The 12,555-nt window shown below is 65.2% G+C and carries 10 protein-coding genes; 1 reads left to right on the top strand and 9 read right to left on the bottom strand.

What is annotated here, in order from left to right; translation table 11 throughout:
• Positions 1–12: 12 nt before the first annotated feature.
• Positions 13–2,739 carry a bifunctional acetate--CoA ligase family protein/GNAT family N-acetyltransferase gene (locus tag ASC48_RS06635; protein ID WP_055454993.1) on the top strand — a complete coding sequence of 909 codons (2,727 nt, stop codon included), beginning with the start codon at positions 13–15 and terminating at the stop codon, positions 2,737–2,739.
• A gap of 183 nt (positions 2,740–2,922) precedes the next feature.
• Here ASC48_RS06635 and ASC48_RS06630 read toward each other — a convergent pair whose 3' ends face one another.
• From ASC48_RS06630 to ASC48_RS06590, 9 genes are all read right to left on the bottom strand, one after another.
• On the bottom strand, positions 2,923–3,483 hold the full coding sequence (locus tag ASC48_RS06630; RefSeq protein ID WP_055454992.1) for a DUF934 domain-containing protein: 561 nt from the start codon (positions 3,481–3,483) through the stop codon (positions 2,923–2,925).
• Positions 3,484–3,540: 57 nt separating this feature from the next.
• A complete protein-coding gene (locus ASC48_RS06625; protein ID WP_055455275.1) occupies positions 3,541–4,287 on the bottom strand; it encodes a phosphoadenylyl-sulfate reductase in 747 nt (248 codons plus the stop codon).
• The gene (locus tag ASC48_RS06620) at positions 4,274–5,932 is read right to left on the bottom strand and encodes a nitrite/sulfite reductase (RefSeq protein ID WP_055454991.1); all 1,659 of its coding nucleotides are present in this window, start codon (positions 5,930–5,932) and stop codon (positions 4,274–4,276) included. The genes ASC48_RS06625 and ASC48_RS06620 overlap by 14 nt, the downstream gene beginning before the upstream one ends.
• 101 nt (positions 5,933–6,033) lie before the next feature.
• Positions 6,034–6,324 (bottom strand): DUF2849 domain-containing protein, encoded by a 291-nt coding sequence (locus tag ASC48_RS06615; RefSeq protein WP_055454990.1) that lies wholly within the window; start codon positions 6,322–6,324, stop codon positions 6,034–6,036.
• A gap of 60 nt (positions 6,325–6,384) precedes the next feature.
• Positions 6,385–7,851, bottom strand: a complete 1,467-nt coding sequence (gene cysG, locus ASC48_RS06610) for a siroheme synthase CysG (RefSeq protein WP_055454989.1) — start codon at positions 7,849–7,851, stop codon at positions 6,385–6,387.
• Between the two features lie 178 nt (positions 7,852–8,029).
• Positions 8,030–8,782, bottom strand: a complete 753-nt coding sequence (locus ASC48_RS06605) for an SDR family oxidoreductase (RefSeq protein WP_055454988.1) — start codon at positions 8,780–8,782, stop codon at positions 8,030–8,032.
• Between the two features lie 39 nt (positions 8,783–8,821).
• Positions 8,822–10,294 carry an aldehyde dehydrogenase family protein gene (locus ASC48_RS06600; RefSeq protein ID WP_055454987.1) on the bottom strand — a complete coding sequence of 491 codons (1,473 nt, stop codon included), beginning with the start codon at positions 10,292–10,294 and terminating at the stop codon, positions 8,822–8,824.
• 114 nt (positions 10,295–10,408) lie between these two features.
• Positions 10,409–11,029 carry an NUDIX domain-containing protein gene (locus ASC48_RS06595; RefSeq protein ID WP_055454986.1) on the bottom strand — a complete coding sequence of 207 codons (621 nt, stop codon included), beginning with the start codon at positions 11,027–11,029 and terminating at the stop codon, positions 10,409–10,411.
• 307 nt (positions 11,030–11,336) lie between these two features.
• On the bottom strand, positions 11,337–12,500 hold the full coding sequence (locus ASC48_RS06590; protein ID WP_055454985.1) for an iron-containing alcohol dehydrogenase: 1,164 nt from the start codon (positions 12,498–12,500) through the stop codon (positions 11,337–11,339).
• Positions 12,501–12,555 lie beyond the last annotated feature (55 nt).

Here is a 12,555-nt window from a genome sequence, read left to right as displayed (position 1 = left end):
AGTGTTCAGACCATGACCATCCGTAATCTGGAAGGCCTCTTCGCACCCGGCGGTCTTGCCATCCACGGGCCCAATGCCCAGGCCGCCGGACTGCCCGGCCTCATCATCAGCCGCTTGCAGGCCTCAGGCTTCCGGGGCCGCACCGCGCTGATCAATCTGGAAGCCCCGGATGAGGCCGACAGCTGGCCCATGTTTGCCAGCATTGCAGACCTGACATTCACGCCGGACCTGCTGATCTATCTCGGGTCAGCCGAAGCAGCCCCGGAAACGATCGCCGAAGCGGCGGCGCGCGGGATAAAGGCCGTGGCGCTGCAGTCGGCAGGCTATGAATCCTGGCCCGATGCAACGGTTTCCGCCGCCATGCAGGCAGCCCGCAGCCATGCGGTACGCCTCATCGGCCCCGGCAGCCTCGGCGTTGCCGCCCCTCACTCCGGGCTCAATCTTCTGGCCACCCGCGAGGCACCGCAGGCCGGGGATCTGGCGCTGATCGCCCGCTCCGGTGCCGTGGTCAACAGCATCCTGTCCTGGGCCTCGTCCCGCAAGATCGGCTTTTCCGGAGTTGCCTCTCTCGGACAGCGCAGCGACGTGGATGGCGGCGACCTGATCGACTATTTCGCCTCCGACTACCGCACCCGCGCCATCCTGCTGCATGTCGAAGCGGTGTCCAATCCGCGCAAGTTTCTCTCTGCTGCAAGGGCTGCGGCGCGCAGCAAGCCGATCATCCTCATCCGCTCGGGGCGCAGCCGTGATGCGGCGGCCAGCGGCAACACCCATGCGGGGCGGCTGACGCGCGCCGATGCGGTCTATGAAAGCGCCCTGCGCCGCGCCGGCATCCTGCGCATTGCCGACCTCGACGAGTTGTTCGAGGCTGTCGAAACCCTGACCCGTTTGAAAGTGCCGAAATGCCAGAGGCTCGGCGTCATTGCCAATGGCCGCAGCCTTGCGACTCTTGCCGCTGACAAGCTGCAGGACGGGCGGGCGGAACTAGCCGAACTGGACGCCGGAACCCTGGCCAGCCTGCAGCCGCTGATCCGTCCGGGCACCCAGCCCGGCAACCCGCTGACCCTGCCGGAAGGCGCCGCGCCCGAGGCCGTGGAACAGGCGGTCACCGCCATGCTGGCGAGCACGGCGGTGGACGGCGTCCTGGTTCTGGCGGCGCCCAATCCCTTTGTGCCGGGCGAGGATGTGGCCCGCGCCATTGCCAATGCCGCCGACAAGGACAAGCGCCGCCTTGGCCGCCGCAAGGCAGTAGTCGCCGCCATGGTGGGCGAAGATCCGCTGCCGCGTGCGGCTCTCGATTTAGCCCGGGTGCCAGTCTATGGCAGTCCGGCCGAAGCCGTGCGCAGCATCCTCTACCTGAAGCGCAGCGCCGAGGCGCAGGAAGCCCTGATGGCTGCCCCGCCGAGCCTGCCGTCCGACTTCTCGCCCGATGTGGAGGACGCCCGCGCCATCGTCACCGCCGCCCTGAAGGAAGGCCGCAGCATGCTGGACCCGGCGGAAACGGCGGCCCTGCTCTTTGCCTACCGGGTGCCCATGATCGAAACCCATCTCGCCCGCACCATCGATCAGGTGCGGCAGATGGCGGGCAGCCTGCTGGAGCGCTACCCCGCCTGCGTGGTCAAGGCCTGGTCCACTGCCCTGCCCTTCAAGTCCGATATTGACGGCGTGCGCCTTGGCATCGAAAGCGCCGATGCCGCTGCGCAATCCGCACAGGAACTGATTGATCTGGTCGCCCGCACCCATTCCAAGGCGCGGATCGAGGGCTTTACCCTGCAGCCGATGCTGGAGGCGAAGCACGGTCTGGAACTTTTTGCAGGCCTTGGCGATGATCCCTCCTTCGGGCCAGTCATCGCCTTCGGACAGGGCGGAACGTCCGTGGAAGTCTCCGGCGATGTGTCGCTGGAACTGCCGCCGCTGGACCTCAATCTTGCGAACCAGCTCATCCGCCGCACCCGCGTATCGCGCCTGTTCCAGGCGTTCCGCGGGCATCCGGAGCGGGACGTGCAGGCCGTCGCCCTCACCCTGATGAAGCTGTCGCAGATCACCATCGACCTGCCGCAGGTGCGGGAACTGGATATCAATCCGCTGGTCGCCCTGCCGCAGGGCGTGCTGGCGCTGGATGCGCGCATCGTGGTGGGAGAAGCACCGGTGCAGGCGGGACGTGCCGGCTCTTCCCGCCTTGCCATCGCGCCCTACCCGCAGGAGTGGGAACAGACGCTGACGCTTCGAGAAGGTGAGAAGGTTTTCGTCCGCCCCGTCCGTCCGGAAGATGAAGATCTTTTCCGCGCCTTCTTCGAACAGGTGTCGCCGGAAGACCTGCGCCTGCGCTTCTTTGCACCTGTGAAGGACTTTGACCACCGCTTCCTGTCGCGGCTGACCCAGCTTGACTATGCCCGCGCCATGGCGCTGGCGGCGATTGATCCGGAGACGGGCGATCTTCTCGGCGTCGTGCGCCTGCATGCCGACCCGGACCACAAGACCGGCGAATATGCGGTGATGGTGCGCTCGGACCTGAAGGGACGGGGGCTTGGCTGGGCGCTGATGAAGCTGATCATCCGCTATGCGGAGGTGGATGGCATCGAGACCATCAAGGGTGAGGTGCTGAAGGAAAACACCAGCATGCTGACCATGTGTGAATCCCTTGGCTTCACCATGTCCACCTCCCCCGACGACCCCGCCATCGCCCTCGTCACCCTCTCCGTCAAATCGGCAGCGGCGACGATGGATGGGCCGGGGTGAGGGAACGGGAAAACCTCAGTCTGGTCATCCGGACGCAGCGGAGCGGAGATCAGGGACCGGTGAGCCAAGGTTTCGCTGGAGGTGATCCATTCAAACAGTCTGCACCCCCGGCTGACCGGTCCCGGATCGCGCGAGGCGCGTCCGGATGACATCGGAGAGGTTGGGATGCGGGGCTGAAAGCCTTCACTCCACCACAGCGCCCGTGGCGAGTTTGCGCTCGCTGTTGGGGCGGCGGGCCCAGGGGCGGGTGCCGGCGGGGATTTCAGTGACGGTGCCGACCGGCTGCAGGTAGTGCGTCACTTCCGGCCAGATGCCTGCCTTGAGTGCGGCTTCCACATGCGGCTTGGTGATCTCGAAGCTGGAGACACCGCAGCGGAGCATCAGGGGGATCTGGTCGAGGATGAAGTCGCCGATGGCGCGGATGTCGCCCTCGTATCCCATCTGCTCGCGCAGGATGCGGGCGGAGGAAAAGCCCCGGCCATCGCTGAACTTGGGGAACTCCACGGCAATGCGCGGCAGCCGCGCTGCGAAGGGCGCCAGCGCCTCGACGTCATCCCCCGGGCTCACCAGAACGGCGATATCAACGGCCAGCGCCAGAAAGGCATCGGGACCGGCCAGAAAGCGCGCCTGCGGCACCAGCAGCTTCACACCCTCCGCGAAGGGATGGGCCGGCAGCTCAGCGTCCTTGTCGAGGCGTTCCCAGCTTTCCTGCGTGAAGCCGCCGTTGGCGTAGATCGAGGTCATCAATTGCGTCCTTCGCAAAATTCGTCAGGCATCCGGTTCCGGCAGCCTCGTCAAGCCTTACAGGCCGGAGGAGCCCAGAGACAGGTGGATGCCGCATTCGGTCTTGTCCATGCCACGCCAGCGGCCTGAGCGCGGGTCCTCGCCCGGCGCCACCTTGCTGGTGCAGGGCAGGCAGCCGATGGAAGGATAGCCCTCGGCCACCAGCGGATGCGGCGGCAGATCATGTTCCTTGGCATAGGCCAGGATATCGCTAGCCTTCCAGCCCGCCAGCGGATTGACCTTCACCCGGCCCTCTTCCGCCTCAAACACCGGCAGCGCAGCTCGGGTGCTGCTCTGGAAGCGCTTGCGCCCGGAAATCCAGGCATCAAAGCCCTTCAGCGCGGTGGCTAGAGGCACAACCTTGCGGGCATGGCAGCAGGCATCGGTGTCCACCATCCACAGCATGCCGCCAGGATCTGCCGCCGACAATGCCTCGGGATCCGGGCGGACATCAAGCACGCCGGTGAGGCCAAGCCGGTCCACCAGCAGATCGCGGTAGCGCAGGGTCTGCGGGAAATGCTTGCCCGTGTCGACGAAGATCACCGGCGCTGACGGATCGATCTCCGACACCATGTGCAAGAGCACAGCCGAATCCGCCCCGAAGCTGGAGACGAGCGCAATGCGCCCCGCATAGTGACTACAGATGGCATCGCGCAGGATCGTCTGCGGACTCTCGCCTTCATACTGCCGGGCAAAGGCCAGCGCTTCCGCGCCAAGCCCCAGCTCCGGATCGAAGGCGAAGCCGCTCAACTCAGTCAGTGCCATAAAGGGCCTCCTTGAACGGATCTTCGCCAACGCGGCGGTAGACCTCCAGGAAGGTCTCCTGCGGGGACTGGCGCAGGGCGAGATAGGCATCCACCAGCGTCTCGATGGCATCGACCACCTCGTCGGAGGAGAAGCCGCGGCCGATGATCTCGCCAATCGACGCGCTCTCGTTGGCCGAACCGCCGAGGGTGATCTGGTAGAATTCTTCGCCCTTCTTTTCGAGGCCGAGAATGCCGATGTGGCCCACATGGTGGTGGCCGCAGGCGTTGATGCAGCCGGAGATCTTGATCTTCAGCTCGCCAATCTCGCTCTGCCGCTCCGGCGCGCCGAAGCGCTCCGAGATGCGCTGCGCCACCGGGATGGAGCGGGCCGTCGCCAGCGCGCAGTAATCCATGCCCGGGCAAGCGATGATGTCGGTGATGAGCCCGGCATTGCCTTCGGCCAGGCCGTTCTTCACCAGCACGTCGAAGATTTCCGGCAGATCATCCAGCGCCACATGCGGCAGGATGACGTTCTGCTCGTGGCTGATGCGGATCTCGTCAAAGGCATAGGCCTCGGCAAGGTTCGCAATCACATCCATCTGCGCATCCGTCACATCCCCCGGAATGCCGCCAATCGGCTTCATGGAGATCGTGATGCTGGTGTAGCCCGGCACACGGTGCGGGTTGAGATTGTGTGCCACGAAGCGTGCGAAGGCAGCATCGCCCGCCACGCGGGCTTCCACCTTGGCGCTGACCGCATTGCGCGGCTCCAGCGCAGGAGGGGCGAAATAAGTCTCGATGCGGCGGACTTCCTCATCCGGCAGGCGCAGCACGCCATAGCGGATCTTCTCGAACTCGGCCTCGATATCGGCCTTCAGCTCTTCAAGGCCGGTCTCATGCACGAGGATCTTGATGCGTGCCTTGTACTTGTTGTCGCGGCGGCCATAGAGATTGTAAACGCGCAGGATCGCTTCCGAATAGGCCAGCAGATCTTCCTCGGGCAAGAAGTCGCGCACCTTACGGCCGATCATCGGCGTGCGGCCCAGCCCGCCGCCGACGAAGACGGTGAAGCCAATCTCACCCTTGTCATTACGGGTCAGCTGCAGGCCGATGTCATGCACCTGCACCGCCGCACGGTCATGCGGGGCGCCGGTGATGGCCACCTTGAACTTGCGCGGCAGGAACGAGAACTCCGGATGGAGCGAGGACCACTGGCGCAGGATCTCCGCATAGGGGCGCGGATCGGCAATCTCGTCGGCAGCAGCACCGGCGAAATGATCGGCCGTGACATTGCGGATGCAGTTGCCGGAGGTCTGGATGGCGTGCATCTCCACTTCGGCCAGCTCTTCCAGAATGCGCGGTGTGTCCTTCAGGCTCGGCCAGTTGAACTGGATGTTCTGGCGCGTGGTGAAGTGGCCATAGCCCTTGTCATAGGTGCGGGCGATGTGAGCCAGCCGGCGCATCTGGCGGCTGTTGAGCGTGCCGTAGGGAATGGCGACGCGCAGCATGTAGGCGTGAAGCTGCAGATACAGCCCGTTCATCAGGCGCAGCGGCTTGAACTCGTCCTCGGTCAGCTCGCCGGACAGACGGCGGCGCACCTGATCGGCAAACTGTGCGGTGCGCTCCTTGACGAAAGCCTGATCAAATTCATCGTAGCGGTACATGTTGCGTCTCCAGGGCGGCTGCCGGGCTGCGCCGAAAATCTGTCATCTGGCAGGGCGGGTGCCGGTGCACCGGCGCCCTTGTTTCACTCAGGCCGTTCTATTCAGGCACGGGCCTGCTTGCCGAGGGCGGGATGGGTGGTGGGGCCGGCGGCGCGGATCTTCTCGCGCAGGCGCTCCGGTACCCGCTTGCCATTCTCGTCCTTGATCTCGATGTCGTAAGGATCAACGATCTCGCGGGAAGCAACCGACTTTGCCGCCAGAGCCAGCGCCTCAGCCACCGCGTCCTTGCCTTCGAGCAGGCGCGCCTCGCCGATCAGCTCGACCCAGGCGCCGTTCTCGCCCTGAAACACGACCTCGCCGTCGATCAGACGGTTGGCGGTGATCACCTTCATGCCTCTCTCCTCATCAGGCGCGGGCTTGCCCGCTGCCTGCAAAATTCCGGCAGGCCCGCGTCAGGCCGCCTTGATCGCTTCTGCCGCCGCCGCAATCGGCAAGGCCTTTTCCATCACGCCATGGCCCACGGCCTCGCCGATCACCATCAGCACGGCACCATTCACATCCTTGCGCCCGGCCAGTTGCGGCAGGTCGGCTAGCGTTCCGGCAAACTGGCGCTCACTGGGATGGGCGGCGTTCTCGATGATCGCCACCGGCGTCGTGGGCTTCAGCCCTGCCGCCATCAGCCGCACCGACACGGCCGCCGCCACGCTGCGTCCCATATAGACAGCAACGGTGGAGCCGCGCAGGGCGAGATTGGCCCAGTCTGGCAGGGTTTCGCTCTCGGCATTGTGTCCTGTCGCAAACACCAGCGTGGATGCGACACCGCGCAGGGTCAGCGGAATCTGAGCAGAGGCCGCTGCCGCAAAGGCCGCCGTCACGCCCGGCACCACCTCGAAGCCGATCCCGGCCTCGCGCAGCGCTGCCATTTCCTCACCCGCACGGCCGAACACCAGCGGATCGCCAGCTTTCAGACGCACCACCTTGTGCCCGGCTTCGGCCAGTTCCACCAGCACCTTGTTGATTTCGCCCTGCGGTACCGAATGGGCCCCCTTGCGCTTGCCGACGGAAATGCGCTGCGCATCGCGGCGGCCCATGGCAATCACCGGGTCCGGCACCAGCGCGTCATGCACGATCACATCCGCTTCCTGCAGCAGCCGCTGGGCGCGCAGGGTCAGAAGATCCTCGGCGCCGGGGCCTGCACCCACCAGCCAGACAAAGCCGCGGTCATCCGTGGCGCTGTTGAGCAGGCGCTGCGCCTCGGCACGGGCGGCATCGGCGCGCCCGGCGTAGAGATTGGTGGCGACGGAACCGGAAAAGAACCGCGCCCAGAAACGGCGGCGCAGCGCGCCATCGGTCAGCACCTTCGCTGCCGTGCCGCGCAGGCTTTCGGCCAGACGGGCAAGGTCCCCCGTGGCACGCGGCAGCATGCCTTCGATACGGGCACGGATGTGCCGCGCCAGCACCGGGCCGACGCCCGTGGACGTGATGGCAACGGCAACCGGCGCACGGTTTACCAGCGCGCCCGTGTAGAAATCGCAGAGTTCCGGCTTGTCCACCGCATTGGCCGGCACGCCGAGAATGCGCGCCGCCTGCACGACGGCACGGTCCAGCACCTCGTCCTCGCGGGCGGAAAACACCAGCGCAGCGCCGTTGAGATGGCGCGGGCGGAAATCCTCCGCCACATGGGTGGCCCCCACCGTCTCCATCACCTCGGCCAGTTCCGGCTCGATGTGGGCGGAAACGACCTCGATCAGCGCATTGGTCTCGCCCAGCAGCCGCACCTTGGCCGCCGCCTCGCCGCCATGACCAACCACGACAACGCGCCGCTCCGCGACCTTGTGAAAGGCCGGGAACACGTCAAGGCGCCGGTGGCGCTTGTTCTCGCGGGGCTCACCGCCGGATGTTGATCCGGTACCGGACATGAAGGCACTCCTGCATCAATGATGACACGCACAATAGCCGTTGCATGGCAAATATGCCGGGCATCGTTTTTCAAAGCTTGAAAGGGGGGAGAAAAAGAATCTCTTTCGCGGGAGCGCGGTGGAAAAATACGGAACCGGCGGCCGTCTGGCCGCCGGTCCTGTCTGAAATCCCGTATCCTCAAATGCAGCGGCCGCCGTCGACTTCGAGGGCGACGCCGGTGATGAACTCGGCGTCGTCAGAGGCGAGCCACAGGGCAGCGTTGGCGATGTCCTGCGGGGTAGAGAGGCGGCCGAGCGGGATGGAGGCGCGGAACTGGGCGCGCTTTTCCGGCGTGTCCTCCCCCATGAACAGATGCAGCATGCCGGTCTCGCCAGCCACAGGGCAGAGCGCGTTGACGCGGATCTTCGCCGGGGCCAGTTCCACCGCCATGGACTTGGTGGCCGTGATGGCCCAGCCCTTGGAAGCATTGTACCAGGTGAGGCCCGGACGCGGGCGCAGGCCTGCGGTAGACGCGGTATTGATGATGACACCGCCGCCCTGCGCTTCCATCACCGGCACGACGGCAAGGGCCGCCAGATAGATGGCCTTGGCGTTCACATCGAAAATGCGGTCGAAGGTGTCTTCATCGACGCCCAGCATGGAGCCGTTGCGGTGGGAATAACCGGCGTTGTTGACGAGGATATCGAGCCGCCCGAAATGCCCGGTGGCCGCTGTCACCATCGCCTCCACATCGGCCCGCACCGTCACGTCTGCCGTCACCGCAATGGCGGCCTCGCCGATTTCCGAAGCCACACGTGCCGCCGCTTCGCCGTTGAGATCGGCGACGATGACCTTCGCCCCCTCGCTGGCAAAGAGCTTGGCCATGCCCTCGCCAAAGCCGGAGCCTGCGCCCGTGATGATTGCCACCTTGCCCTTGAGCCGGTCTGCCATGAAGTCCTCCCTGAATTGCTGAATTGTTTGGGGCCTGCGTCAGCCGTGACGCAGCACCAGTGTCTTGGTTGCCGAGAAATCGTAGAGCGCCTCAAAGCCCTTCTCGCGGCCATGGCCGGACTTCTTGAAGCCGCCGAAGGGCAGCTCGATGCCACCGCCCGCGCCATAGGCATTGACGAAAACCTGCCCTGCGCGCACGGCCTTGGCCACCCGCACCGCCCGCTGTGCATCCCGCGTCCACACACCTGCAACGAGGCCAAACTCGGTGCCATTGGCAATGCGCAGCGCCTCTTCCTCATCGCGGAAGGGGATCAGCGACAGCACGGGGCCAAAGATTTCCTCCCGCGCAATCAGGTGATCTGCAGGTACCGGACCAAAGACGCGGGCAGGCACGAAATGGCCTTCGCTGGAGGCATCCGGCGCAATCGCTCCTTCCGCAATCAGCGGAATGCCATCGGCCAGCGCCCGGTTCACGAAGGACTGCACGCGCCGCAGCTGGCCCGCATTGATCAGCGGCCCAAGGTCTAGATCGGCGCTGTGCGGGCCAGACACGAGGGTGCGGATTCGGGCGCGCAGGCCCTCCACCACCGCATCCCAGATGCCCTTGTGCACCAGCACGCGGCTGCCGGCCGAACAGGTCTGGCCGCAGTTCTGGATGATGGCATTGACGATGACCGGCAGCGCCGCGCCGAGGTCGGCATCGTCAAAGACGATCTGCGGTGACTTGCCGCCCAGTTCCAGCGTGCAGCCGATGTGGTTCTTGGCCGCTGCGGTCTGGATCATCACCCCCACTTCCGGCGAGCCGGTGAAGGTGAGGTAGTCAAGGCCCGGATGGTTGGAGAGCGCGGCCCCTGCCTCGGAACCCAGCCCCGGCACCACGTTGAAGACACCCGCCGGAAAGCCTGCTTCCAGCGCCAGTTCTGCGACGCGCAGGACGCTGAGGCAGGCGTCTTCAGCGGGCTTCAGCACCAGCGTGTTACCCATGGCCAGCGCTGCACCGGCGACACGGCCCATGATCTGTGCCGGATAGTTCCAGGGAATGATACCGCCGACAACGCCATGCGGCTCGCGCAGGGTCATGGCCAGAAACCCGTCAGCCGTGGGGATGGTGTCCCCCATCACCTTGTCTGCCGCTCCGCCGTAGAATTCGAAGTAGCGGGCCAGCGCGGTGATATCCGCCTTGCCCTGTTTCAGCGGCTTGCCGGCATCAAGACTTTCCAGCGCGGCAAGCTCGTCATGATGTTCAGTGACCAGCGCCGACAGCTTCATCAGCAGCCGGCCACGATCTGCCGCCGTCAGCTTCGGCCAGGGGCCGGATTCGAAGGCCTTGCGGGCGGCGGCGACAGCCCGGCCGACTTCCGCCGCATCGCAGCGCGGGATGAGGGCGATGACCTTGCCATCCGAGGGGCACAGGCTTTCGAAAACCTGCCCGTCCGGCGTGAACACCCGCTCGCCATCGATGATCGCCGCCGGCTTCAGTACATCCCCTGCCGCAATGGTCCGTAATGGCATGATTTCCTCCCTGCTCGCGTAGCTGAAAGGCAGGTGCCGTTGTCCCGGTACCGCCATTCTCCCGTCTGCGCGTTACATGATTTGTACGCTAACGGATGAAAAACGCCGGTGCAATCAATCCGCGCCAGAAAAGAGTTCCGGTTCTGTCAGCATCAGATGCTGCAACAGGATCAAGGCCTTGGCATCGCGGATTGCACCCTGCCGCCACAGCGCAGCCGCCTGCGCACAGGTCAGCTCGTGGACGGTGATATCCTCCCCCTCCTCGACCAGACCGCCGCCGCCCTCGCGCTCGCTTCCCGAGTACTCGCACAGGAAATGATCCACCCGGCTGCCCAGAATGCCGGGGCTGGAATAGCTGGAACAGGCCAGTTTCAGCCCCTGCGCCTCAACGCCGAACTCCTCCATCAGCTCGCGCCTTGCCCCGTCCAGCACGTCCTCGCCCTCCTCAAGGCGGCCTGCACAGACCTCCCAGGGGAAGGGGTCGTCCTGATCGGCCATCACCGGCACCCGCAGCTGGCGGCAAAGCAGAAGGCACTTGCGCGTCCGGTCCACCGGCAGAATGGCCACCACATTGCGGCCATAGCGCACCACCTCCCGCACGATGGTCTGCTGCCCGCCATCGCTGCGGGCCTGATCCACGGTGATCTCCTCCACCGTGCAGCGGCCCTCATAGACCATCCGGCGGGCGCGCACGGAAATGCGCTTGCGGCGGGCGGCATCATCTTCGCTGTTCATGGGATTTCCTGATGGAGTGATTGAGACTGGACGGCGAGCCTAGCCGATGTGGCAGCGCTGTGCACAGGGGCCGCTGCAACAATTACCTTTCCTTCGTCATCCTCCCAAGCGAAGCGCGAGCGGGGAGCGGGGAGCGGTGAGCAGGGGGCAACTTGGTTGACGGAACCAGAACCTTAAAGCCTTGGCTCACCGGTACCGGACCTCCGCTTCGCTGCGTGCGGTATGACGACAGAGGGGTTTTTAGAACAAAAGGCGCAGCCCTCGCGGGCCGCGCCTTCCGTCAGTTCAGATCATCTTCGCCCGCAGATCACAGCTCGCCGGAGAGGGCTGCGTCGAAGATGGAGAGGGCGGCATCGCGGGTGAGTTCGACCGGGTTGCCGCCTGCGGTCGGATCGACGATGGCCATGTCCGCGATCAGATCACGCTTGGCATCATCGACACCGAGGCCACCGATGGTGTGGGGCACGCCGAGATCGGCACGCATCTTCAGGATATGCTCCAGGAAGCCGTCAAAGCCGCCCTTGATCCCGCAGAAGCCGGCCAGACGCTCGATCTTGGCTTCGATGGCGGAGCGGTTGAACTTCAGCACATAGGGCATGAAGACAGCGTTGGTCATGCCATGGTGCGTGTCATAGAGCGCGCCGACCGGATGGGACAGGGCGTGGATGGCGCCAAGGCCCTTCTGGAAGGCCACCGCACCCATGGCTCCGGCGCTCATCATGTGGCCGCGCGCCACCAGATCCTGCCCATTGGCAGCAACCAGCGGCAGGTTTTCCAGCGCAAGACGGGCACCTTCCACGGCGATGCCTTCCGACATCGGGTGATAGAAGGGCGAGCACAGGGCCTCAAGGCAATGGGCCAGCGCGTCCATACCGGTGCCGACGGTGATCATGCGCGGCATGCCGGTGGTCAGTTCCGGATCGCAGATGACATAGGACGGCAGCATCTTCGGGTGGAAGATTACCTTCTTGGTGTGGGTTTCCTCATTGGTGACCACACCGGCGCGGCCAACTTCCGAGCCCGTGCCTGCTGTGGTGGGCACGGCGACGATCGGGGCAATACCGGCCGGATCGGCGCGGGTGTACCAGTCGCCAATATCCTCGAAGTCCCAGATCGGGCGGGTCTGGCCGGACATGAAGGCAATCAGCTTGCCCGCATCAAGCCCCGAGCCGCCACCCACGGCGATGACGCCATCATGGCCGCCTGCCTTGTAGGCGGCAACGCCTGCGGAAATGTTGCTGTCGACCGGGTTGGGCTTCACGTCCGAGAAGACGGCGGCCTCGATGCCATCGGCCTTGAGCAGGCCGAGCATGGCTGCGGTCATCGGCAGCTTTGCAAGGCCGGGGTCGGTGACCAGCAGCGGGCGCTTCATGCCCGCAAGCTTCACGACAGCGGCCAGCTCCTTGATGCGCCCGGCACCAAAGCGCACGGCAGTCGGATAGGACCAGTTGACAGAGGGAACGGTGGTCATGGTTCAGGCTTTCAGTCAATTGATGCGTCGGGATCAACGCGGTCGATAGTGTTGA

The sequence above is a fragment of the Pannonibacter indicus genome, from assembly GCF_001418225.1.
Lineage (GTDB): Bacteria > Pseudomonadota > Alphaproteobacteria > Rhizobiales > Stappiaceae > Pannonibacter > Pannonibacter indicus.
Note: the sequence above shows the minus strand (reverse complement) of the source record. Positions and strands in the feature narration are given on the sequence as shown.